This window comes from Cellulosimicrobium funkei (assembly GCF_004519295.1).
GTDB lineage: Bacteria > Actinomycetota > Actinomycetes > Actinomycetales > Cellulomonadaceae > Cellulosimicrobium > Cellulosimicrobium funkei.
In genome coordinates, this window is the sequence record NZ_SOZH01000006.1 from 1 (window position 1) to 23,746 (window position 23,746).

A 23,746-nucleotide genomic window follows, 5' to 3' on the forward strand; every position below is an offset into this window, starting at 1 on the left:
TGCCCTGGAGACGGGGTGGGAGAGTAGGACGCCGCCGGACAACCCTTCACCGAAGGCCCACCCCACACGGGGTGGGCTTTCGGCATTTCCGCATACCCCCACACCGCGAGACGGGGCGAACCCGTCGTGGCTGACCCTCTCGTCGGCGTCGGCGTCGGCGTCGGCGTCGGCGCTGGCCCCGGCGTCCGCCCGAGCCGTCGCGGAGCGGGGGGTGTGCCGGCGTCGGGCCGGAGCAGAGGCAGCGCCCCCGGGCGCGCACCTCGCACCACGCTTCTCCGGACGCCGGGCAGAGCGGTGTGGCTGCGCCACCGAGCGCCGGCAGACGCAGGCTGATCAGGCTGCGGGCCGGCCGGAGGCGGGCCACGGCGCGTGTCCCCACTAGAATGGGGGCATGTCCACCATCTCCCGTGACGAGGTCGCGCGCGTCGCCGCGCTGGCCCGCATCGATCTGCGACCCGAGGAGCTGGACCGGCTCTCCGGCGAGCTCGACGTGATCGTCGACGCCATCGCCAAGGTCAGCGAGGTCGCGACGCCCGACGTCCCCGCGACGAGCCACCCGATCCCGATGTCGAACGTCTTCCGTGACGACATCCCCGAGCCGCCGCTGCCCGTCGAGGACGTCCTCGCGGGCGCGCCCGCGGCGGAGGACGGCCGGTTCTCCGTACCGCAGATCCTCGGGGAGGAGTGAGATGACGGACCTGACACGGCTCTCCGCGGCCGAGCTCGCCGAAGGGCTCGAGGCGCGCGACTTCTCGAGCGTCGAGGCCACCCAGGCGCACCTCGACCGGATCGGCGCGGTCGAGGGCGCGGTCAACGCGTTCCTCCACGTCAACACCGACGATGCGCTGGCGACGGCCCGCTCGGTCGACGACCGCCGCGTCGCGGGCGAGCCGGTGCACCGGCTCGCCGGTGTGCCGATCGCGGTCAAGGACGTCGTCGTGACGAAGGGCATGCCGACGACGGCCGGCTCCAAGATCCTCGAGGGCTGGGTGCCGCCGTACGACGCGACGCTCGTCGAGAAGATCCGCGCCGCCGGGCTCCCGATCCTCGGCAAGACGAACATGGACGAGTTCGCCATGGGCTCGTCGACCGAGCACTCCGCGTACGGCAACACCCGCAACCCGTGGGACCTCGACCGGATCCCCGGCGGGTCGGGCGGCGGCTCCGCCGCGGCGGTGGCGGCGTTCGAGGCCCCGCTCGCGATCGGCACGGACACGGGCGGCTCGATCCGTCAGCCCGGGGCCGTCACCGGCACCGTCGGCGTCAAGCCGACGTACGGCGGCGTCTCCCGGTACGGGCTCATCGCGATGGCGTCCTCCCTCGACCAGGCGGGCCCCGTCACGCGCACCGTGCTCGACGCCGCGCTGCTGCACGAGCTCATCGGCGGCTACGACCCGCGCGACTCCACGTCGATCCCCGGCCGCGGGCCGGCGCTCGTCGACGCCGCGGTCCAGGGCGCCACGGGCGACCTCTCGGGCTTGCGCATCGGCGTCGTCAAGGAGCTCACGGGCGAGGGCTACCAGGAGGGCGTGAGCGCGCGCTTCGCGCAGTCGCTCGACCTCCTGCGCGGGCTCGGCGCCGAGATCGTCGAGGTCTCCTGCCCGCACTTCGAGTACGCGCTCGGCGCGTACTACCTGATCATGCCGTCGGAGGCGTCGAGCAACCTCGCGAAGTTCGACGGCATGCGCTTCGGCCTGCGCGTGGAGCCCGAGGAGGGCCCTGTGACCGCGGAGCGCGTCATGGCCGCCACGCGCGGCGCCGGCTTCGGCGACGAGGTGAAGCGCCGCATCATCCTCGGCACCTACGCGCTCTCGGCCGGCTACTACGACGCCTACTACGGCAGCGCGCAGAAGGTCCGCACGCTCATCCAGCGGGACTTCGCCGCCGCCTTCGAGCAGGCGGACGTCCTGGTCTCGCCGACGGCGCCGACCACGGCGTTCCGGTTCGGCGAGAAGCTCGACGACCCGCTCGCGATGTACCTCAACGACGTCGCGACGATCCCCGCCAACCTCGCGGGGGTCCCCGGGATGTCGGTGCCCTCGGGCCTGTCGGACGACGGCCTGCCCGTCGGGTTCCAGATCCTCGCGCCGGCCAAGGCCGACGACCGCATGTACCGGGTGGGCGCCGCGCTCGAGGCCGCCCTGGTCGGCTCGTGGGGCGGACCGCTGCTCGACCGCGCGCCCGCGCTGCCCACGGCCACGAACGCACAGGAGGGCCAGGTCGGATGACCGCCACGACCGTCGACCTCGTCGACTACGCCGACGCCACGCGCCGCTACGACCCCGTCATCGGGATCGAGGTGCACGTCGAGCTCGGCACGCTGACCAAGATGTTCTGCCCGGCAGAGGTGAGCTTCGGCGCCGAGCCGAACACCCAGGTGACCCCGGTCTCGCTCGGGCTTCCCGGTGCTCTGCCGGTCGTCAACGGCAAGGCCGTCGAGTACGCGATCCGCATCGGGCTCGCGCTCAACTGCCAGATCGCCGAGACGTGCCGGTTCGCGCGCAAGAACTACTTCTACCCGGACGTCCCGAAGAACTTCCAGACGTCCCAGTACGACGAGCCCATCGCCTACGACGGGTGGATCGACGTCGAGCTCGAGGACGGGACCGTGTTCCGCGTCGAGATCGAGCGCGCGCACATGGAGGAGGACGCCGGCAAGAACACCCACGTGGGTGGGGCGACCGGCCGCATCCACGGTGCCGAGTACTCGCTCGTCGACTACAACCGCGCCGGCATCCCGCTCGTCGAGATCGTCACGCGGCCGATCACGGGCGCGGGCGACCGCGCCCCCGAGGTCGCGCGCGCGTACGTGCAGACGCTGCGCGACATCTTCCGGGCGCTCGACGTGTCCGAGGCGCGCATGGAGCGCGGCAACGTCCGCGCCGACGTGAACCTCTCGCTGCGCCCGACACCCGAGTCGCCGCTCGGCACGCGCACCGAGACGAAGAACGTCAACTCGTTCCGCTCCGTCGAGCGGGCCGTGCGCTACGAGGTCTCGCGCCAGGCCGCCGTGCTCGACGCGGGCGGCACTGTGGTCCAGGAGACCCGGCACTGGCACGAGGACACGGGCATCACGACGTCGGGCCGCGTGAAGTCGGACGCCGAGGACTACCGGTACTTCCCGGAGCCCGACCTCGTCCCGATCGCGCCGCCGCGCGAGTGGATCGAGGAGATCCGTGCCGGGCTCCCCGAGCTGCCGGTCGCGCGCCGCCGTCGGCTCCAGGGCGAGTGGGGCTACGCCGACGCCGAGATGCGCGACGTCGTGAACGCGGGCGCGCTCGACCTCATCGAGGCCACCGTCGCCGCGGGCACCAGCCCGGCCGGAGCGCGTAAGTGGTGGATGGGCGAGCTCGCGCGCCGCGCCAAGCAGGACGAGGTGGCGCTCGAGGCGCTGCCCGTCACGCCCGCGCAGATCGCCGCGCTGCAGGGTCTCGTCGACGCGGGCCGGATCAACGACAAGCTCGCGCGCCAGGTGCTCGACGGCGTGCTCGCCGGCGAGGGGGACCCGGAGGCGGTCGTCACCGCTCGGGGCCTCGAGGTCGTCTCTGACGACGGTGCGCTGCTCGCCGCGATCGACGAGGCGCTCGCCGCGCAGCCGGACATCGTGGAGAAGGTCCGGGGCGGGAACCTCGGGCCCGTCGGCGCGATCATCGGCGCCGTGATGAAGGCGACCCGCGGCCAGGCGGACGCGGGCCGCGTGCGCGAGCTCGTCCTCGAGCGGATCGGCTGACCGCCGTGACGCGCGGACCGGTCGTCCTGGGGGAGATGGTGCGTCTGCGCCCGATCGAGGCGCGGGACGCGGACCGCATGTGGGAGTCGCTGCAGGACCCGGAGGCCAACCGGCTCACGGGGACGACGGCGACCTTCACGCGCGACCAGATCGACGAGTGGGTGGCGACCGTCAGCGACCGGGACGGCCGGTACGACTGGGCCATCACGCCGGGCGCGGTGCGTGACGGGCAGCCGGTGAGCGACGAGCTGATCGGCGAGATCGTGCTCAACGACCTCGACGAGCACGCGCGCTCGGCGAACCTGCGGCTCGCGCTGCTCCCGAACTACCGCGGGCGCGGCTACGGTCGTGAGGCCATCTTCGAGGTGCTGCGGTTCGCGTTCGACGGGTCGACCGACGTGGACGGCGTCCGGCACGAGGGACCGCGCCTGCATCGCGTGAGCCTCGACGTGCTGAGCATCAACCCCCGCGCCCGGATGCTCTACGAGTCGTTGGGCTTCCGCGAGGAGGGTCGGCTGCGCGACGTCTACCGCGACGGCGACGGGTGGGCGGACGCGACGGTCATGAGCATCCTCGAGGACGAGTTCCGGGCGGGCCTCGGCGCGTCCTGAGCCGTCCGCGGGCACGACCGCACGACCGCACGAAGGGCCCGGCAGCATCCGCTGCCGGGCCCTTCGTCGTCCACCGTGGCCGGGGTGCTCGGGGTGCTCGGGGTGCTCGGGGCGCGACGCTCGCCGCCCGACCCCTGGAGCGGCACCGTGGTTGACATCACCCGACCCAGGACGTACATTCATAAGACGGAAACAAACTTCCGAGATGTGGAATCCACTCCGAGGGTCGGGCGGTGTGCCGCCCGGCCCGGTCGTCGAGAGGGAACGCAGCGATGACGCTGGACGAGTTCAACCGGTGGTCGCCGGACGAGGCGCGGGACGCGCTCCTCGCGTGCGCCCACGTGGACCGCTGGGCCGAGGAGGTCGCGGCCGGGCGCCCGTACGCGACCGTGGAGGACGCCGCCGAGGCGGCGCTCACCGCCGCCGACCCGTGGACGGACGACGAGGTCGACTCCGCGCTGGCGCGCCACCCCCGGATCGGCGAGCGTGCCGAGGGGGAGGCCGCGGACGCGAGCATGTCGCGCTCCGAGCAGGCCGGCGTCGACACCTCCGACGACGACGTGACGCGCCGGCTCGCCGAGGGGAACCGCGCGTACGAGCAGCGGTTCGGCCACGTGTTCCTCGTCCGGGCCGCCGGGCGCAGCGCCGAGGAGATCCTCGAGCAGCTCACCGAGCGGCTGGGCAACGACGCCGAGACCGAGCGGGCGAACGCCGCCCGCAACCTGCGCGAGATCGCCGCGCTGCGGCTGAAGGGAATGCTGACGGCATGAGCACCCACGCCAGCCACATCACCACGCACGTACTCGACGCGGCCAGCGGTAGGCCCGCCGAGGGGATCACCGTCCGCCTGGAGGCGGCTCCGGAGATCGCGGAGGGGACGACGGGGCAGGGCTGGTCCCTGGTGGCGTCCTCCCGCACGAACGACGACGGTCGCGTGCCCCAGCTCGGGCCCGAGACCCTCGTCCCCGGTACGTACCGGCTCGTGTTCGACACGGCCGAGTACTTCGACCGGCGAGACACCGTGTCCTTCTACCCGGAGGTCGTCATCGTCTTCCGGGTGGCGAGCGCTGAGCAGCACTACCACGTCCCCGTCCTGCTCAGCCCGTTCGCCTACTCGACCTATCGAGGGAGCTGACATGAGCACCACCACGACTGCCGAGCAGTCGGCGGCCACGCAGAGCAGCGGGGCCATCGTCCTGGGCGACAACCAGTGGGGCAAGGCGGAGGTGCGCCTCGTGCGCGTCGACCGCTCCACGCCCCGCCACGAGATCACGGACGTCAACGTCTCCTCACAGCTGAGGGGCGGGCAGGAGGCCACGCACCGCGAGGGGGACAATTCCCGGTGCGTCGCGACGGACACGCAGAAGAACACGATCTACGCGTTCGCCCGCGACGGCGTCGGCGCGATCGAGGACTTCGCGATCCGCCTCGGGCAGCACTTCGTCGAGGACTTCGAGTGGATCGAGGGCGGGCGCTGGGAGATCGAGCAGTACTCCTGGAACCGCATCGAGACCTCGGACGGCGAGCACGACCACGCGTTCGTCCGCAACAACCAGGAGACGCGCACCACGGTCGTGCAGCGCGACGGCGACGAGGTCTTCGTCGTCTCGGGCCTCACGGACCTTGTCGTCCTCAAGTCGACGGGCTCGGAGTTCCACGGGTTCCCCCGCGACCGCTACACGACGCTCGTCGAGACGGACGACCGCATCCTCGCGACGTCGGTCACCTCGCGCTGGCGCTACACGACCACGGACGTCGACTTCGACGCGGTGTACGCGAAGGTCCGCGCGATCCAGCTCGAGGCGTTCGCGACGACGCACTCGCTCGCGCTCCAGCAGACGCTCTTCGCGATGGGCAAGGCCGTCCTGGAGGCCGTCCCGGAGATCGCGGAGATCAAGTTCTCGATGCCGAACAAGCACCACTTCCTCGTGGACCTGGCGCCGTTCGGCCTCGACAACCCGAACGAGGTCTTCTACGCGGCCGACCGCCCGTACGGTCTCATCGAGGCGACCGTCCTGCGTGAGGACGTCCCGGCCGAGCCGCGCGCCTGGGCGACCGTCACCGGGTTCTGCTGAGCCGACATGACGGACGGACGCGCCCTGCCGGGCCGCGGAGTACCCGCGGCCGGGCAGGGTGCGCCCATCTCAGGGCGCCGCGGTGATGAGCTCGCGCGTGAGCTCGCTCGCGACGCGGTGCAGCACCGGGACCGCGTGCTCGCCGAACTCGTACGTCACGCGGGCCGCGGGCCCGGAGACGGACAGCGCGGTGGGGGTCGGGGCGTCGGGCACCGCGACGGCGAAGCAGCGCACGCCGAGCTCCTGCTCGCCGTCGTCGATCGCGTACCCGCGCTCGCGGGTCGCGGCGAGCTCCGCGAGGAGCGCGTCGACGTCGGTGATCGACTGGTCCGTCGCGGGGGGCATGCCGACGCGGCCCATGATCTCGCGCACCGTCTGGTCAGGGAGCTGGGCGAGGACCGCCTTGCCGACGCCCGTGCAGTGCGTGTAGACGCGCCGTCCGACCTCGGTGAACATGCGCATCGAGTGGCTCGACGACGCCTGGGCGACGTAGACCGCCATGTCGCGGTCGATCATCGCGAGGTTCGCCGACTCGCCGAGGTCGTGGGCGAGGCGCTCCAGGTAGGGGCGCGCACCGGCGCCGAGCTGGCGGCCCGCCGACTCGCCGAGCCGGATGAGGCGCGGGCCGAGGGTGTACCGCCGCGACGGCGTCTGGCGCACGTAGCCCTGGGCGAGCAGCGTGCGCAGCAGGCGGTGGATCGTGGGCAGGGGGAGCCCCGCGTGCTGCGCGAGCTCGCTCAGGCCGGACTCCCCGCCGAAGTCGGCGAGCAGCTCGAGCAGCTCGATCGCGCGGTCCACGGACTGCACGCCCCCGGCCGGCTTCGCCGTCCGCGTGCCCGGCGCGGTCTCCGTCGGCTCCGTCGCCGCCGGTGTCTCGGCCATCTCACCATCTCCTGTCCACCAGGTGCCGCCCGACGGCGGGCGCACCTCGCCTGAGCAGTGCGGGAACCTCCCGCACTCCCTTCCGCATCACGGAAGACACGCATCAGCATACGAGAAGAAGGAACGAACATGACGTCCGAGACGAAGGCCCCGGAGACGCAGGCCGCGACGGCGAAGAACGCCGCGACCAGCCCGAGCTACTCCATCACGCTGCGCGTCGAGGCCCCCAGCGGTCACCGCACGGCGAGCGACCTCGTCGCGGCCGTGAGCGCGACGGGTGCCGCGATCACGGGCGTCGACGTCTCGGAGTCGGGCGCCGACCGCCTCGTCGTCGACATCACGGCCGACACCGTCGACGCCGCGCACGTGGAGCAGATCCGGGACGCGCTGAGCGCGCTCGACGGCCTCACCGTGCGGCACGTGAGCGACGCGACGTTCCTCATGCACCTCGGCGGCAAGCTCGAGGTCAACCCCAAGGTGCCGCTGCGCCACCGCGCCGACCTGGCCCGTGCCTACACGCCGGGCGTGGCGCGCGTGTGCCTCGCCATCGCGGAGCGGCCCGAGGACGCGCGCCGTCTGACGGTCAAGCGCAACACGGTCGCGGTCGTGACCGACGGCACCGCCGTCCTCGGCCTGGGCGACATCGGTCCCGCCGCGGCCCTCCCCGTCATGGAGGGCAAGGCCGCGCTGTTCAAGCAGTTCGCGGGCGTCGACGCCTGGCCGGTGTGCCTCGACACGACCGACACCGAGGAGATCATCCGCACGGTGAAGGCCATCGCGCCCGTGTACGGCGGGATCAACCTCGAGGACATCTCCGCGCCCCGCTGCTTCGAGATCGAGCGCCGCCTGCGCGAGGAGCTCGACATCCCCGTGTTCCACGACGACCAGCACGGCACGGCGATCGTCGTGCTCGCGGCGCTGACGAACGCGCTGCGCGTGGTGGGCAAGGCCATCGAGGACGTGCGCATCGTCGTCTCCGGTGTCGGCGCGGCGGGCAACGCGATCATCGCGCTGCTCCAGGGCCAGGGCGCGGGCAACATCGTCGCGTTCGACCGCCAGGGCGCGATCCACCCCGGCGCGAGCCTCACCGACGAGCACCGCCGCCGCCTGGCGGAGACGACCAACCCCGAGGGTTTCACGGGCACGCTGCGCGAGGGCCTGGCCGGTGCCGACGTCTTCATCGGCGTCTCGGGGCCGAACATCCTCACGGGCGACGACGTGGCCACCATGGCCGACGACGCGATCGTCTTCGCGCTGGCGAACCCCACGCCGGAGGTCGACCCGATCGCCGCGGCGCAGCACGCGACGGTCGTCGCCACGGGCCGGAGCGACTACCCGAACCAGATCAACAACGTGCTCGCCTTCCCGGGCCTCTTCCGAGGCCTGCTGGACGTCGGCGCGAGCGAGATCACCGACGAGATGCTGCGCGCCGCGGCCGTCGCGATCGCCGACGCGGTCGCGCCCGAGGAGCTCAGCGCGAGCTACATCGTCCCGAGCGTCTTCGAGCCGGCCGTCTCCGCGGCCGTCGCGCGCGCCGTCGCCGAGGTCGCGGAGCGCGACCGCGCGGGCCAGGCTCAGGAGAGCAGCACGTCGGGCTACCACGTCGGGTCGGCAGCCCGGTCCTGACGCACCCTCGTCAGCCCGGACCGCCCCGCAGAAAGGACACCACCATGACCACCACCACGGCCGTCGCCGTCCACGGACCCGCCGTCGAGCGGTCCGACGAGATCCTCACGCCGGACGCGCTCGACTTCGTCGCCGACCTGCAGCGCCGGTTCGGCGCCCGCCGCGACGAGCTGCTCGCCGCCCGGGCCGCGCGGCGCGAGCAGGTCGCCCGCACGGGTCGCCTCGACTTCCTGCCCGAGACCGCCGACGTGCGCGCGGGGGACTGGACGGTCGCCGGCGCGCCCGCCGACCTCCGGGACCGCCGCGTCGAGATCACCGGGCCCCCGACGCCCAAGATGGCGATCAACGCCCTCAACTCGGGCGCGAAGGTCTGGCTCGCCGACCTCGAGGACGCGTCGACGCCGCACTGGAGCAACGTCGTCGGGGGGCAGGTCGCCCTGCACGACGCGACGCGCCGCACGCTCGCGTTCACGTCGCCCGAGGGCAAGCAGTACGCGCTGCGCCCGGAGACCGACGGCGACCCGCTCGCCGTCATGGTCGTGCGGCCCCGTGGGTGGCACTTCGACGAGGTGCACCTCACCGTGGACGGGACGCCCGCCGTGGGCGCGCTCGTCGACTTCGGGCTGCACTTCTTCCACAACGCCGCGGAGCTCGTCGCGCGCGGCTCCGGGCCGTACTACTACCTGCCGAAGATGGAGTCGCACCTCGAGGCGCGCCTGTGGGACGAGGTCTTCACGCACGCGGAGCAGGCGCTCGGCATCCCGCACGGGACGATCCGGGCGACGGTCCTCATCGAGACGATCCCGGCCGCGTTCGAGATGGACGAGATCCTCTACGAGCTGCGCGACCACGCGTCCGGGCTCAACGCGGGCCGCTGGGACTACCTGTTCTCCGTGATCAAGTACTTCCGCGACTCCGGGCCGTCGTTCACGCTGCCCGACCGCGGGTCCATCACGATGACCGCGCCGTTCATGCGCGCGTACACCGAGCTGCTGGTGCAGACGTGCCACCGGCGCGGCGCGTTCGCGATGGGCGGCATGGCGGCCGTCATCCCGAACCGCCGCGAGCCCGAGGTCACCGCCCAGGCGTTCGAGAAGGTGCGCGCCGACAAGCAGCGCGAGGCCGGCGACGGCTTCGACGGGTCGTGGGTCGCGCACCCGGACCTCGTGCCGGTGTGCCGCGAGGTGTTCGACGGGGTGCTCGGCGAGCGACCCAACCAGCTCGACCGGCAGCGCCCCGACGTCCACGTCACCGCCGACCAGCTCCTCGACGTGGCGTCCGCGCAGGGCGACGTCACCGAGGCCGGGCTGCGCAACAACCTCTACGTGTCCGTCGCGTACGTCGCGGCGTGGCTCGCGGGCAACGGCGCGGTCGCGATCCACAACCTCATGGAGGACGCCGCGACCGCGGAGATCTCGCGCTCGCAGGTGTGGCAGTGGGTGCGCTCGGGCGCGTCGTTCACCGCGGGCGAGAGCGCGGGCACGACCGTCACCGCCGACCTGGTCCGCACGCTCCTGCGCGAGGAGACCGCGCGGCTGCGGGACGACGTCGGGCACGAGGCCTACGACGCCGGGCCGTACGACCGGGCGGCGGCGCTCGTCGAGCACATCGCGCTCAACGAGCACTACGTCGACTTCCTCACGCTGCCCGCGTACGAGGACGTCGTCGCGCACGAGCAGGACGCGTCCTGATGCCGGCCGGTCCCGAGGCGGGCTCGGTCCGCGGCTTCAGCGAGGACGGCGTCGCGGCGCTGCACGCGTCGCTCGACGGTCTGCTCGCGCCCTGGGACGCGGAGCTCGCGGCCCGCTACCCGGGCGACGACGGCTCGCGCCAGCCCGTGCACACCGTCTACGTGCCGGGCGACCGGTACACGGCCGGCCTCGCACCGGAGTGGGCGGCCCGGGCGCGCGAGGCGGTCGACGGCGCAGGCGGCGTCCGCCGGCTCGTGGACCTGCTGGGCGTCGGGGAGGGGGCCGGGGGCGACCTCGCGGACGCCGTCGCGGAGCGCGTGAGCGCGAAGCTCGCGGTCGAGGCGATCGAGGACCTCCGGATCGACTTCGAGGACGGGTTCGGCGACCGCGGCGACGCGGCGGAGGACGCCGCGGTGATCGCGGCGGCGCGCGAGCTCGTCCGGGCCGAGGCGCAGGGCACGGCGACGCCGTTCGCGGGCATCCGCATCAAGTGCCTCGAGGAGGCGACGCGCCGACGCGGCGTGCGCACCCTCGCGCTGTTCGTCGCGGAGCTCGTCGCGGGTCGCGCCGCGGCCGGCGAGGCCCGCGCCCTGCCGGAGGGGTTCGTCGTGACGCTCGCCAAGGTCACCGCGCCGCAGCAGGTCGAGGCGATGGCGCGCGCGTGCGAGCACGTCGAGGAGGCGAACGGCCTCGAACCGGGCACCCTGCGGTTCGAGGTGCAGGTCGAGACGCCGCAGGCGCTGCTCGCGGCCGACGGCACGGCGACGGTCGCCCGCCTGGTGCACGCCGCGCCGGGTCGTGTGACGGCGCTGCACTACGGCACGTACGACTACTCGGCGTCGCTCGGCATCGCGGCGGCGTACCAGTCGATGGAGCACCCCGCGGCCGACCACGCGAAGTCGGTCATGCAGCTCGCCGTCGCGGGCACGGGCGTGCGCCTGTCGGACGGGTCGACGAACGTCCTGCCCGTCGGCGACCCCCAGGCCGTCGACGCGGCGTGGCGACTGCACGGGCGGCTCGTGCGCCGCTCGCTCGAGCGCGGGTACTACCAGGGCTGGGACCTGCACCCCGCGCAGCTCCCGAGCCGGTTCGCCGCGACCTACGCGTTCTACCGCGAGGGCGCGGCGTCGGCGCTCGCGCGCCTCGCGGCGTACGTCGGGTTCGTGCCCGACGCCGGGGGCGTCCTCGACGAGCCGGCGACCGCCAAGGCGATGGCCTGGTTCCTCGGGCGCGGCGTCGACTGCGGCGCGCTCACCGAGACCGAGGTCCGCACCGCGACCGGCCTCGACCGCGCCGGGCTCGACGCGGTCCGCGTCTCCGGGCGCGCGCCGCAGCCGGTCGCGGGCTGAGCGCCCGCCCTCCCATCCTTCCCGCCGTCCGCCGTGGCACCGCCACCGGCACGGCCACGACCTCCGAGGAGCGACCCCATGACCCAGACCACCCCCTACTACACCCCGCAGGGTGGCCTGCCCGGCCAGACCGAGCTGCTCACCGACCGCGCGATCGTCACCGAGGCGTACACGGTGATCCCGCGCGGCGTGCTGCGCGACATCGTCACGAGCAACCTGCCCGGCTGGGACAAGACCCGGCTGTGGGTGCTCGCCCGGCCGATCGAGGGCTTCGCGACGACGTTCGCGCAGTACGTCATGGAGGTCTCGCCCGGCGGCGGGTCGGACCAGGGCGAGGACGAGGAGACCGTGCAGTCCGTCGTCTTCGTCACCGAGGGCACGCTCGTGCTCACGCTCGCCGGGGTCGAGCACGTGCTCGAGCCGGGCGGGTACGCGTACCTGGCGGCGGGGGAGCGGTGGGCGCTGCACAACCGCTCGGACGCCAAGGCCGCGTTCCAGTGGATCCGCAAGGTGTACGAGCCGATCCCGGGCCACACCGCGACGTCGTTCGTCACGCGCGAGCAGGACGTCGAGCCGCGCGCGATGCCGGACACGGACGGCGTGTGGGTGACGACGCGGTTCGTCGACCCCGACGACCTCGCGCACGACATGCACGTCAACATCGTGACGTTCCAGCCCGGCGGGTCCATCCCGTTCGCGGAGACGCACATCATGGAGCACGGGCTCTACGTGCTCGAGGGCAAGGCGGTCTACCGCCTCAACGGCGACTGGGTCGAGGTCCAGGAGGGCGACTTCATGTGGCTCCGCGCGTTCTGCCCGCAGGCCTGCTACGCGGGCGGCCCCAAGCCGTTCCGCTACCTGCTCTACAAGGACGTGAACCGGCAGGTCAAGCTCGACCGTCGGCGCTGACGAGACCTGACGAGGGCATGACCAGGGCCCGGCTCCGCACGCGGAGCCGGGCCCTGGTCATGCTTCGGGTGTTTTCACCCGCCGCGGCGCGAAGATCATCCGGCTCCGAACGGCTCTCGGCCTGTCGGCGGTGCCACAGTGGGGTGTAAGGCAACGGATCACGTGAACCAATGGAGTGTTCATGGCACCGCGCTACAACTCCCCGCCCAACTGGCCGCCGCCTCCTGCAGGGTGGTCACCGCCGCCAGGTTGGTCGCCTGACCCCGCATGGGGACCCGCGCCGCAGGGGTGGAGGTTCTGGGTCGAAGACACCGAGTCCGGTTCTCCCGATCCCCGAGGGGCGCTTCCCAAGGTCGGTGCCGGTGACGAGACCGCGGGAGCGGCACAGGGGAAGTCCTGGATTGCGCGGCACAAGCTCCTGACGGGAGCAGGCGGTGTGGTCCTGCTCATCGTCGCCATCGCGGCGCTGGTCGGCGGGAATGGCGGCGCAGGCGAAGATCCCGTCGTCGTCGCGACGACGCAAGATGCCGATACGGGCGAGAAGTCGGCTGACGAGATCGCTGCGGAGGAGCAAGCAGAGGCGGATCGCCTTGCCGAGGAGGAAGCTGCGGCGGCGGCGGAAGCCGAGGAGGAGCGGCTGGCGGAGGAGCAGCGACTCGCTGACGAGGCGGCTGCTGCGGAGGCAGCCGCTGCCGAAGCAGCGAGGATCGGGTCGGTCGCGCAGCAGAATGCGTACCGGTCGGCCGTGAGCTACCTCGACCTGACGGGGTTCTCGCGTTCGGGCCTCATCGGGCAGCTCGAGTTCGAGGGCTTCAGCGCAGCCGACGCCGAGTTCGCGATCGCTCGACTCGAGGCCGAAGGCGGCGTGGACTGGAACGCGGAGGCGGCCGAGAGCGCGGCGAGCTACCTGGACTTGACGTCGTTCTCGCGAGCCGGTCTCGTCGACCAGTTGCTCTTCGAGGGATTCACACAAGAGCAAGCCGAGTACGGAGTGAGTACCACGGGACTGTGACTCAAGGTCCGTCCCGACCGTTCGCCGCCATCGCGTCGTCGAGGGCCAGTCCGCACGGCGATCCTGCCTGTCGACGAACGTCCCTGCAGCGACGAGGTTTGCGCCTCTGTCGAGCCTCACGTTCTGCGCCTTCATGAAGGCCGCGCCCGCCCACTCCTCGAAGAGCAGCGCGACCGGCCCTTGACGTCCTGACCGAGAGGCAGCGCGTCTCGCCCTTCGCCATCGCGACGATGCGCGACATCTGAACGTCGCCGAGCGCGATTCGAGCCCGCACGCCCGGAAGCGGGAGCCGTCTCACGATCCCCTTCATGTGTCGTGTGAGGGCGGACGGTAGCCGCGCGCGAGCCCAAGTGGGTCACCGTCTCCCTCCACCGTTGTCCCGAGGGTCTGCACCTGAGGCTCGGGAGAGGTTCAGTCTTGCGTGCCCTCGTGAGTCTTCGCTGACGGGCTTCCCGTCGCGCCAGGTACGGGAAGGCGCCGACGCCCTGGATGTCGCGCCAAGGCTTCCCCGACGCTTGACGCTCTGCGCGAACGGCGCTTACACTTCCATACAGCAGAAGAAAAGTTCCGCAGAATGGAATCGCTACGTCGCGAGACGCGGACGGACCCAGGGAGACGACGATGAGCCCCGCACCGACGTACACCGTCAACTGCTCGATCCTGCTCACGGACCTGCCGCTGCTCGAGCGGCCGGCCGCCGCCGCGGCGGCGGGGTTCCGGGGCGTCGAGTTCTGGTGGCCGTTCGCGTCGCCCACGCCCGCCCGCGACGAGGTGGACGCGTTCGTCGGCGCGATCGAGACGGCGGGCGTGCGGCTCACGGGCCTGAACTTCGACGCCGGGAACATGCCCGGCGGCGACCGTGGCCTCGTGTCGTGGCCCGCGCGCTCGGCCGACCTGCGCGCGAACCTCGACGTCGTCACCGCGATCGGGGAGCGCACCGGCTGCCGCGCGTTCAACGCGCTCTACGGCAACCGCCAGGAGGGTGAGACGCCCGAGGCGCAGGACGAGCTCGGTGCCGAGAACCTCGCGCTCGCGGCGCGGGCCGTCGGGCGCATCGGCGGCACGGTGCTCGTCGAGCCCGTGAGCGGCGCGCCGGCCTACCCGCTGAAGACCGCGGCCGACGCGGTGCGCGTCATCGACCGGGTCGCCGCCGACCACGGCGAGACGAACCTCGGTCTCCTGTTCGACGTCTACCACCTGGCCGTCAACGGCGACGACGTCGACGCGGCCCTGTCGACCTACCGCGGCCGCATCGCGCACGTGCAGGTCGCGGACGCGCCCGGTCGTGGCGAGCCCGGCACGGGCGACCTGCCGATCGAGCGCTGGACGAAGGACCTGCGCGCCGGCGGCTACGACGGCTGGATCGGCCTCGAGTACAAGACCGCGGCCGCCGACCCGTTCGCGTGGCTCCCCGCCGCCGAGCGCTGACGCGACCCCCGACCCGAACCACCCAAGAGGAGCACACCATGGCCTCCATCGCCTTCATCGGACTCGGCATCATGGGCAGCCCCATGTCCGTCCACCTGCAGAACGCCGGGCACGACGTCGCGGGCTACAACCGCAGCCCCGAGAAGACCGCGCCGCTCGTCGAGGCGGGTGGTCGCGCGGCCGCGTCGGTCGCCGACGCGGTCTCGGGCGCCGACGTCGTCGCGATCATGGTCCCGGACTCGCCCGACGTGGAGGCGGTGCTCACCGGCGACGACGGCGTCCTCGCGAACGCGAAGCCCGGCGCGCTCGTCGTCGACTTCTCCTCGATCCGCCCGGACGTCACGGTCGCGCTCGCGCAGCAGGCGAAGGACGCGGGCCTGCGGATCGTCGACGCCCCCGTCTCGGGCGGCGAGCCGGGCGCGATCAACGCCGCGCTGTCGATCATGGTCGGCGGCACGCCCGAGGACTTCGAGGCGGCCAAGCCGTTCCTCGACATCGTCGGCAAGACGGTCGTGCACGTGGGCCCGAACGGCTCCGGCCAGACGGTCAAGGCCGCGAACCAGCTCATCGTCGCTGCGAACATCCAGGCGCTCGCCGAGGCGGTCGTCTTCCTCGAGGCCTACGGCGTCGACACCGAGGCCGCGATCGAGGTCCTGGGCGGCGGCCTCGCGGGCTCGGCGGTGCTGAACCAGAAGGCGCGCAAGATGCTCGACCGCGACTTCGGCCCCGGCTTCCGGATCGAGCTCCACCACAAGGACCTCGGCATCGTCACCGCCGCGGCCCGCGAGGCGGGCGTCGTCGCGCCGCTCGGCGGCCTCGTCGCCCAGCTCATGGCCTCCGCCCGCGCGAACGGCGACGGCGGCCTCGACCACTCCGGCCTGTTCCGCGGCGTCGAGCGCCTGTCCGGCCGCGACGGCTCCTGACTTCCCCCTGACGACGACGTCACCTCCAGCAAGGAGAGAAACCATGCCTCGTATGCGTGCGGTGGACGCCGCAGTGGCGATCCTCGAGATCGAGGGCGCGACCCAGGCGTTCGGCCTGCCCGGCGCCGCCATCAACCCCTTCTACTCCGCGATGCGCGCGCACGGCGGCATCGACCACGTGCTCGCCCGCCACGTCGAGGGCGCGTCGCACATGGCCGACGGCTACTCCCGCGCGAAGCCGGGGAACATCGGCATCTGCATCGGCACGTCGGGCCCCGCGGGCACCGACATGATCACCGGCCTCTACGCCGCGTGGGCCGACTCGATCCCGATGCTCTGCATCACGGGCCAGGCGCCGGTCGCCAAGCTCGACAAGGAGGACTTCCAGGCCGTCGACATCGCGAGCATCGCCGCTCCGGTGACGAAGATGGCCAAGACCGTCCTCGAGGCCGGGCAGGTGCCGCAGGTCTTCCAGCAGGCGTTCCACCTCATGCGCTCGGGCCGCCCGGGCCCGGTGCTCGTCGACCTGCCGATCGACGTGCAGCTCACGGAGATCGAGTTCGACCCGGCGACCTACGAGCCGCTGCCCGTGCACCGCCCGACGGCGACGCGCGCCCAGGCCGAGAAGGCGATCGACCTGCTGCTCGCGGCGGAGCGTCCCCTGCTGGTCGCGGGCGGCGGCATCGTCAACGCGGGCGGCGAGGACCTGCTCGTCGAGCTCGCCGAGACGCTCGGCGTCCCCGTGATCCCCACGCTCATGGGCTGGGGCGTCATCCCGGACGACCACGCGCTCATGGCCGGCATGGCCGGTCTCCAGACGTCGCACCGCTACGGCAACGCGAACCTGCTCGCGTCCGACTTCGTGCTCGGCATCGGCAACCGCTGGGCCAACCGCCACACGGGCGGCCTCGACACGTACCGCGCGGGCCGCACGTTCGTCCACGTCGACATCGAGCCGACGCAGATCGGTCGCGTGTTCGCGCCCGACTACGGCATCGTGTCGGACGCGAAGGCGGCCCTCGAGCTGTTCGTCGAGGTCGCGCGCGAGCGCCGCGACGCCGGCCGTGCGCGCGACTACGCGGGCTGGGCGGCCGAGTGCGCCGAGCGCAAGCGGACGCTGCAGCGCAAGACGCACTTCACCGAGATCCCCATCAAGCCGCAGCGCGTGTACGAGGAGATGAACAAGGCCTTCGGCCCCGAGACGCGCTACGTCACGACCATCGGGCTCTCGCAGATCGCCGGCGCGCAGTTCCTCCACGTGTACAAGCCGCGGCACTGGATCAACGCGGGCCAGGCCGGGCCCCTCGGCTGGACGGGGCCGGCGGCGCTCGGTGTCGCGAAGGCCGTGCCGGACGAGCCGGTCGTCGCGCTCTCGGGCGACTACGACTTCCAGTTCATGATCGAGGAGCTCGCGGTCGGCGCGCAGTTCAACCTGCCGTACGTGCACGTCGTCGTGAACAACTCCTACCTGGGCCTGATCCGCCAGGCGCAGCGGGCCTTCGACATGGACTACCACGTCCAGCTCTCGTTCGAGAACGTCAACTCGCCCGAGCTGGGCGGCTACGGCGTCGACCACGTCAAGGTGGCCGAGGGGCTGGGCTGCAAGGCGATCCGCGTGACCGACCCCGAGGGGCTCGGCGAGGCGTTCGCGAAGGCGCAGGCCATGGCGGCGGAGTTCCGCGTGCCGGTCGTGGTCGAGGTCATCCTCGAGCGCGTCACGAACATCGCCATGGGCGTCGAGATCACGGGCGTGAACGAGTTCGAGGACCTCGCGATCTCGGCCGAGGACGCCCCCACCGCCACCGCGCTGCTCGACTGAGCACGCCGCACCCAGGGAGCAGGAGACATGACGGAGGGCGCGATGGGCACGGGTGAGGTGAGCGGTCGCGGGCACGAGTACGACCTCGTCGTGCGCGGCGAGCGCGTGCTCGTCGCCGGTGGCGAGCACCCGCGCGAGGTAGGTGTCGTCGGGGGAGTGGTCCGCGCGATCGAGCCGCTCGGCGCGGGGCTCGACGGCGCGCGCGTCGTCGAGCTGGGGCCGCACCAGGTGCTGGTCCCCGGGCTCGTCGACACGCACGTGCACGTGAACGAGCCGGGGCGCACCGAGTGGGAGGGCTTCGCGTCCGCGACACGGGCCGCCGCCGCGGGCGGGGTGACGACGATCGTCGACATGCCGCTCAACTCGATCCCGCCGACGGTCGACGTCGAGGCGCTCGAGACCAAGCAGAAGGTCGCGCGCGACCAGGCGTTCGTCGACGTCGGGTTCTGGGGCGGCGCCGTGCCTGGCAACGCGGACGAGCTGCGGCCCCTGTGGGACGCGGGCGTGTTCGGGTTCAAGTGCTTCCTGCTGCACTCGGGGGTCGAGGAGTTCGGGTACCTCGAGCCCGACGAGCTGGAGGCCGACCTGCGCCTGCTCGCCGACTTCGACGGGCTCATGCTCGTGCACGCCGAGGACTCGCGCGCGATCGAGCGGGCGCCCACCCCGCACGGCGACCACTACGACACGTTCCTCGCGTCGCGCCCGCGCGGCGCGGAGAACGTCGCGATCGCCGCGGTGATCGAGGCGGCGCGCTGGACCGGGGCGCGCGCGCACGTGCTGCACCTGTCGAGCTCGGACGCGCTGCCGATGATCCGCAGCGCGAAGCGCGAGGGCGTGCGCCTCACGGTCGAGACGTGCCCGCACTACCTGGCGCTCGCGGCCGAGGAGATCCCCGACGGCGCGACGCAGTTCAAGTGCTGCCCGCCCATCCGGGAGATCGACAACCGCGAGCTGCTCTGGGAGGGGCTGCTCGACGGCACGATCGACTGCATCGTCTCGGACCACTCGCCGAGCACGCCCGACCTCAAGGAGCTCGACACGGGCGACTTCGGGACGGCGTGGGGCGGGGTGTCGTCGCTCCAGCTCGGTCTCGCGATCGTGTGGACCGAGGCGCGGACGCGCGGTGTGCCGTTCGCGCGCGTCGTCGAGTGGATGTCGGCTCGACCGGCGGCCGTCGCGGGCCTGCGGCGCAAGGGCTCGATCGCGCTCGGCTTCGACGCGGACCTCGCGGTGGTCGAGCCGGACACGGCGTTCGTCGTCGACCCGAAGGTCCTGCACCACAAGAACCCGATCACGCCGTACGCCGACCGCGCGCTCTCGGGCGCCGTCGTCGCGACGTACCTGCGGGGCGAGGAGATCACCCTCGACCGCCCCACGGGCCGCCTGCTCGCGCGCGGCGACGCGTGAGGGGCTGAGACTCCCGTGCCCGGCCGCGGGGGCCGGGCACGGGGAACCACCTGACCCGTACACGACGAGGGTCGGCACCGCTGGTGGGTGCCGCCCCTCGTCGAGCGCGAGGTAGAGCCCTGATCGCCCGAGGTAGAGCCCTGGTCGCGACCACGGCTCTACCTCGGCGGACCGGGGCTCTACCTCGGCGGGGTGGAGGGCGTGGGGGTCAGGACTGCGCGAGGAGCTCGTCGAGCTGCTCGTAGCCCTCGCGGACGCCGACCTCCATGCCGCTCGCGACGAAGCCGTCGCGGCCCTCGAACGAGTCGACGAGCGACGTCGCGGTGAGCCGGCTGCGGCCGTCGGGCAGGTCCTCGAACGCGAGGCGGTCGAGCGAGACGCCGTCGGGGAAGCCCTCGAACGTGAACGTCTGGACGATGAGCTCGTCCGGGCGCACCTCGTGGACGCTGCCGAAGAACGCGTACTCGTTGCCGTCCGGGTCGACCTGGACGTACCGGTACGCGCCGCCCGTGCGCACGTCCCAGAGCTCGTTGCGCTGGGTGAGGTAGCGCGGGCCGTTCCAGCGCGCGAAGAGCTCCGGGTCGAGGTGGGCGCGGAAGACCTTCGCCGCGGGCGCGTCGAACTCGCGCACGATGCGGACGATCGGGAGGTCCGTGGGGACGACGATCTCGGTCTCGTGGGTGCCGGTGGTGGTCATGGTGCTGCTCCTGTCGTCGGGTCGTTCTCGGTGGTGCCCGGTCGGTCGGGCAGGTCGCGCAGGACGTCGTCGAGGCGGCGGTAGCGGTCCTCGGCCTCGCGCCGGTAGCGCTCGATCCACTTCGTCATGAGGTCCAGCACCTCCGCCTCGAGGTGCACGGGGGCGCGCCGGGCGTCCGTCGTGCGGGTCACCAGGCCGGAGTCCTCGAGCACGCGCAGGTGCTTGGACACCGCCTGGACGGACATGTCGTACGGCCGGGCGAGCTCGCCGACGCTGGCGTCTCCCGACGCGAGCCGGGCCACCATGTCGCGGCGCGTGGGGTCGGCGAGCGCCGAGAACACGCGGGAGAGCGGGTCGGCCGTCACGGGACCTCCTCGTGGGGCGCCGGGGTACGGCGTCCGGTTCTTCAACTCATTGGTTGACAACGACGCTACGCCGCACCCGGCAAGTCGTCAACCCTTTGGTTGAGAAGAACGCGTCAGGCGCGCCGGGCCCGCTCGAAGTCGTCGAGCGAGACCTTCCGCTCGACGGCGTGGTCGACGATCCGCTCGGGGTACCCGGCCGGCAGCTCGCGCAGCGTCCACGGCTCGTGGACCCCCCGGCCCTCGACCTCCCGCAGCTCCGGCACCCACCGGCGCACGTACGTGCCGTCGGGGTCGAACTTCTTGCCCTGGGTGACGGGGTTGAAGATGCGGAAGTACGGCGCGGCGTCGCGGCCCGTCCCCGCGACCCACTGCCAGTTGAGCTGGTTCTGCGAGACGTCGCCGTCCGCGAGGTGCGCCATGAAGTGCTCCGCGCCGCGCTGCCACCGCACGTGCAGGTCCTTGACGAGGAACGACGCCACGACCATCCGCACGCGGTTGTGCATCCACCCCTCGCCGAGGAGCTGGCGCATCCCGGCGTCGACGAGCGGGTAGCCCGTGCGGCCCTCGGCCCACGCGGCGAGGTACGCGTCCTCGGCGGCACCCTCCGCCCACGCGTCCTCCGGGACGACGGTCCGCAACGACTGCTGCGCCGCCCCCGGGTGGTGGAACAGCACGTCCGCGTGGAACTCGCGCCAGGCGAGCTCGGAGCGGTAGGCGAGCGCGTCGTCGGACGGCGCGGAGCCGTCGTGCAGGGCGCTCCGCACGTCGGCGAGGAGCGTGCGCGGGTGCAGCTCGCCCCACTTCAGCGGCACCGACATGCCCGACGTCGCGGGCCGGTCCGGGCGGTCGCGCTCGGTCGCGTAGCCCGCGAGGTGGTCCGCGAGGAAGTTGCGCCAGCGCCGTCGCGCCGCGGCCTCGCCCGCCGCGGGGAGCCGGGCGTCGGTACCGGGGTCGGCGGGGACGCCGTCCGACCGGAGCGTGGCCCACGGCACGTCGCGCGGCCTCGGCGCCGGGTCGCGCCAGCCGTGCTCGACCCACGCGTCGCGGAACGGCGTGAAGACCTGGAACGGGGTCCCGGTGCGCGTGCGCAGGCGCCCCGGCGCGACGGCGTAGGGCGAGCCGGTGCGCACGAGGTGCGCGTCGGCGTCGGGCAGCGCCTCCTCGACCGCGACGTCGCGGGCGACGCCGTAGGGCTCGAACGACGCCGCGACGTGCACCTCGCGCGCCTCGACCTCGCGCGCGACGGCGGGCACGACGGCGCGCGGGTCGCCGTGCCGGACGACGAGCCGGCCGCCCGTCGCCTCGTCGAGCGCGGCGAGGCTGCGCGCGAGGTAGGCGCGGCGCGGGTCGCCCGCGGCGCCCCACAGGCGGGGGTCGAGCACGTAGAGCGCGACGACCTCGTCGTCCGCGCCCCGGGCGGCCTGCACCGCCGCGACGAGGGCCGGGTTGTCGGCGAGGCGGAGGTCGCGGCGGCACCACCAGAGCGTCGGCATCCGGCCACGCTAACGGTCGCAGGCGGTGCACGCCGGTGGGAGCATCGCAGGATGGGTGGCGACGACCGACGAGAGCAGGACGACGCGCGACGCCGCGCGCTCGGGCGCGAGGCGCGCACCGAGCCGGAGGCCGGGGCTCCGCCCCTCGGGCCGGGTACCGCGGCCGGAGTGGGGGCGGCCGAGGGGCCCGCCGCGGGGGCCATCGTCGGGGACCACGCGTTCTTCGGGCACCCGCGCGGGCTGCTGACGCTCTTCACCACCGAGCTGTGGGAGCGGTTCAGCTACTACGGGATGCGCGCGATCCTGCTGTTCTACCTCACGGACACCGTCGCGAACGGCGGCCTGGGCATCGGGGAGACGACGGGCCTCGCGCTCGTGTCGATCTACGGCACCAGCGTGTACCTGCTGTCCGTCGTGGGCGGCTGGCTCGCGGACCGCGTGATCGGGTCCCGGCGCTCCGTCCTGTACGGCGGCATCATCATCGCGGCCGGGCACGTGAGCCTCACGGTCCCCGGCACGGGCTTCTCCATGGTGGGCATCGCGCTCGTCGCGCTCGGCACCGGCCTGCTCAAGCCGAACGTGTCGTCGATGGTCGGCGAGCTGTACGCGCGCGACGACCCGCGCCGCGACTCGGGCTTCTCGATCTTCTACATGGGCATCAACCTCGGCTCGTTCGTCGCGCCGTTCCTCGTGGGCGCCGCGCGGGCCTGGGGCGGCTACCACGCGGGCTTCGCCGTGGCCGCGGTGGGGATGGCCGTCGCGCTCGTGTTCTTCGTCGCGGGCCGGCGCTACCTCGGCGAGGCGGGGGCGCACGTGCCCAACCCCGTCCGCCCCGAGGAGCGCGCGAAGATCGCGCGGATCTTCCTCCTCATCGCGGGCGGCGTGGTGCTCGTCGGTCTGGTCGCCGTCCTCGTCGCCGGCGGGTTCGAGATCTCGACCTTCATCGACACGATGTCCTACCTGGCGTTCCTCGCGCCGATCGCCTACTTCATCGTCATGTACCGCTCGCCGCGCGTGACGGACGCCGAGCGGCCGCGCGTCATCGCGTACATCCCGCTGTTCGTCGCGGCGATGCTCTTCTGGATGATCTTCGAGCAGGCGGCCACGACGCTCTCGGCGTTCGCGAAGGACCGCACCGACCTGACGTTCTTCGGCGTGGGCATCAGCCCCGAGTTCTTCCAGTCGGTGAACCCGTTGTCGATCATCGTCCTCGCGCCCGTGTTCGCGTGGATCTGGCTCAAGACGGGCGACCGCCCGACGACGGCCAACAAGTTCGCGATCGGCCTCGCCCTCGCATCGGTGTCGTTCCTCTTCCTCGCGGCCGCGTCGGCCGTCGTCGGCGACGGCAAGGCGCCGTCGTGGGTCCTCGTGCTCGTCTACGTGATCCAGACGCTCGGCGAGCTGTGCCTGTCGCCGGTCGGCCTCGCCGCGACGACGCTGCTCGCGCCCAAGGCGTTCCGGTCCCAGGCGATGGCCCTGTGGTTCCTCGCGCCCGCCGCCGGGCAGGCCATCACGGCGCAGGTCGTGCAGGTCACCGAGGGTGCCTCCGACACCGCGTACTTCGGCGGCATCGGCGCCATCACCCTCGTGTTCGCGCTCGCGCTGTTCGCGCTCGCGCCGTGGGTCACGCGGCACATCCGCCACGCCGACGAGCTCGAGGGCGCGCACACCGCCGGGGCCTGAGCGCGACGCCCGACGACGGAGCGGGGCCGCGACGTCGCGGCCCCGC

The 23,746-nt window shown here is 72.8% G+C and carries 21 protein-coding genes; 17 read left to right on the top strand and 4 right to left on the bottom strand.

Translation table 11 applies throughout. The features are described from left to right. Positions 1-391 precede the first annotated feature (391 nt). The 7 genes from gatC (at position 392) to pucL (ending at position 6,416) form a co-directional block, all read left to right on the top strand. Positions 392-688, top strand: a complete 297-nt coding sequence (gatC, locus tag E1O70_RS10730) for an Asp-tRNA(Asn)/Glu-tRNA(Gln) amidotransferase subunit GatC (RefSeq protein ID WP_021480419.1) — start codon at positions 392-394, stop codon at positions 686-688. A gap of 1 nt (position 689) precedes the next feature. Further along, positions 690-2,228, top strand: coding sequence for an Asp-tRNA(Asn)/Glu-tRNA(Gln) amidotransferase subunit GatA (gene gatA / locus E1O70_RS10735; RefSeq protein WP_061268763.1), 1,539 nt, complete (start codon positions 690-692; stop codon positions 2,226-2,228). Continuing rightward, positions 2,225-3,730, top strand: coding sequence for an Asp-tRNA(Asn)/Glu-tRNA(Gln) amidotransferase subunit GatB (gatB, locus tag E1O70_RS10740; RefSeq protein ID WP_061268762.1), 1,506 nt, complete (start codon positions 2,225-2,227; stop codon positions 3,728-3,730). The genes gatA and gatB overlap by 4 nt, the downstream gene beginning before the upstream one ends. Before the next feature lie 5 nt (positions 3,731-3,735). After that, on the top strand, positions 3,736-4,341 hold the full coding sequence (locus E1O70_RS10745; RefSeq protein WP_043654210.1) for a GNAT family N-acetyltransferase: 606 nt from the start codon (positions 3,736-3,738) through the stop codon (positions 4,339-4,341). A gap of 272 nt (positions 4,342-4,613) precedes the next feature. Further along, on the top strand, positions 4,614-5,111 hold the full coding sequence (gene uraD / locus E1O70_RS10750; protein WP_021480423.1) for a 2-oxo-4-hydroxy-4-carboxy-5-ureidoimidazoline decarboxylase: 498 nt from the start codon (positions 4,614-4,616) through the stop codon (positions 5,109-5,111). After that, complete coding sequence (uraH, locus tag E1O70_RS10755; protein ID WP_021480424.1) at positions 5,108-5,476, top strand: hydroxyisourate hydrolase; 369 nt, start codon at positions 5,108-5,110, stop codon at positions 5,474-5,476. Before uraD ends, uraH begins: the two co-directional genes overlap by 4 nt. A gap of 1 nt (position 5,477) precedes the next feature. After that, positions 5,478-6,416, top strand: coding sequence for a factor-independent urate hydroxylase (pucL, locus tag E1O70_RS10760; RefSeq protein ID WP_021480425.1), 939 nt, complete (start codon positions 5,478-5,480; stop codon positions 6,414-6,416). 69 nt (positions 6,417-6,485) lie between these two features. Here pucL and E1O70_RS10765 read toward each other — a convergent pair whose 3' ends face one another. Beyond that, on the bottom strand, positions 6,486-7,298 hold the full coding sequence (locus tag E1O70_RS10765) for an IclR family transcriptional regulator (protein ID WP_061268761.1): 813 nt from the start codon (positions 7,296-7,298) through the stop codon (positions 6,486-6,488). A 129-nt stretch (positions 7,299-7,427) separates the two neighbouring features. Between E1O70_RS10765 and E1O70_RS10770 the strand changes: the two genes are divergently transcribed. The 9 genes from E1O70_RS10770 to allB all read left to right on the top strand — a co-directional run bounded on the left by E1O70_RS10770 (position 7,428) and on the right by allB (position 19,462). Beyond that, complete coding sequence (locus E1O70_RS10770; RefSeq protein ID WP_061268760.1) at positions 7,428-8,924, top strand: NAD-dependent malic enzyme; 1,497 nt, start codon at positions 7,428-7,430, stop codon at positions 8,922-8,924. A gap of 44 nt (positions 8,925-8,968) precedes the next feature. Then, on the top strand, positions 8,969-10,615 hold the full coding sequence (gene aceB, locus E1O70_RS10775) for a malate synthase A (protein ID WP_061268759.1): 1,647 nt from the start codon (positions 8,969-8,971) through the stop codon (positions 10,613-10,615). Continuing rightward, complete coding sequence (locus E1O70_RS10780) at positions 10,615-11,964, top strand: DUF6986 family protein (protein WP_082774703.1); 1,350 nt, start codon at positions 10,615-10,617, stop codon at positions 11,962-11,964. The genes aceB and E1O70_RS10780 overlap by 1 nt, the downstream gene beginning before the upstream one ends. 78 nt (positions 11,965-12,042) lie before the next feature. Beyond that, complete coding sequence (locus E1O70_RS10785; protein WP_021481128.1) at positions 12,043-12,873, top strand: bifunctional allantoicase/(S)-ureidoglycine aminohydrolase; 831 nt, start codon at positions 12,043-12,045, stop codon at positions 12,871-12,873. Positions 12,874-13,309: 436 nt separating this feature from the next. Next, positions 13,310-13,885, top strand: a complete 576-nt coding sequence (locus tag E1O70_RS10790) for an Ltp family lipoprotein (protein ID WP_061268758.1) — start codon at positions 13,310-13,312, stop codon at positions 13,883-13,885. A 621-nt stretch (positions 13,886-14,506) separates the two neighbouring features. Continuing rightward, complete coding sequence (locus E1O70_RS10795; RefSeq protein ID WP_061268757.1) at positions 14,507-15,313, top strand: hydroxypyruvate isomerase family protein; 807 nt, start codon at positions 14,507-14,509, stop codon at positions 15,311-15,313. Between the two features lie 38 nt (positions 15,314-15,351). Then, positions 15,352-16,236 (top strand): 2-hydroxy-3-oxopropionate reductase, encoded by an 885-nt coding sequence (locus E1O70_RS10800; RefSeq protein WP_061268756.1) that lies wholly within the window; start codon positions 15,352-15,354, stop codon positions 16,234-16,236. A 43-nt stretch (positions 16,237-16,279) separates the two neighbouring features. After that, the gene (gene gcl, locus E1O70_RS10805) at positions 16,280-18,055 is read left to right on the top strand and encodes a glyoxylate carboligase (protein WP_021481125.1); all 1,776 of its coding nucleotides are present in this window, start codon (positions 16,280-16,282) and stop codon (positions 18,053-18,055) included. 27 nt (positions 18,056-18,082) lie between these two features. Continuing rightward, a complete protein-coding gene (gene allB / locus E1O70_RS10810) occupies positions 18,083-19,462 on the top strand; it encodes an allantoinase AllB (RefSeq protein ID WP_082774702.1) in 1,380 nt (459 codons plus the stop codon). A 208-nt stretch (positions 19,463-19,670) separates the two neighbouring features. On the opposite strand, the gene E1O70_RS10815 is transcribed toward allB, so the two are convergent. The 3 genes from E1O70_RS10815 to E1O70_RS10825 all read right to left on the bottom strand — a co-directional run bounded on the left by E1O70_RS10815 (position 19,671) and on the right by E1O70_RS10825 (position 22,017). After that, positions 19,671-20,159: an SRPBCC family protein gene (locus E1O70_RS10815; RefSeq protein WP_061268755.1), complete on the bottom strand. Its 489-nt coding sequence runs from the start codon at positions 20,157-20,159 to the stop codon at positions 19,671-19,673. Beyond that, positions 20,156-20,524 (bottom strand): ArsR/SmtB family transcription factor, encoded by a 369-nt coding sequence (locus E1O70_RS10820; protein WP_043654229.1) that lies wholly within the window; start codon positions 20,522-20,524, stop codon positions 20,156-20,158. The genes E1O70_RS10815 and E1O70_RS10820 overlap by 4 nt, the downstream gene beginning before the upstream one ends. Positions 20,525-20,637: 113 nt before the next feature. Further along, positions 20,638-22,017 (bottom strand): cryptochrome/photolyase family protein, encoded by a 1,380-nt coding sequence (locus E1O70_RS10825; RefSeq protein ID WP_061268754.1) that lies wholly within the window; start codon positions 22,015-22,017, stop codon positions 20,638-20,640. A gap of 51 nt (positions 22,018-22,068) precedes the next feature. On the opposite strand from E1O70_RS10825, the gene E1O70_RS10830 reads away from it, so the two are divergent. Beyond that, positions 22,069-23,700, top strand: a complete 1,632-nt coding sequence (locus E1O70_RS10830; protein ID WP_082774701.1) for a peptide MFS transporter — start codon at positions 22,069-22,071, stop codon at positions 23,698-23,700. Positions 23,701-23,746: the final 46 nt, after the last annotated feature.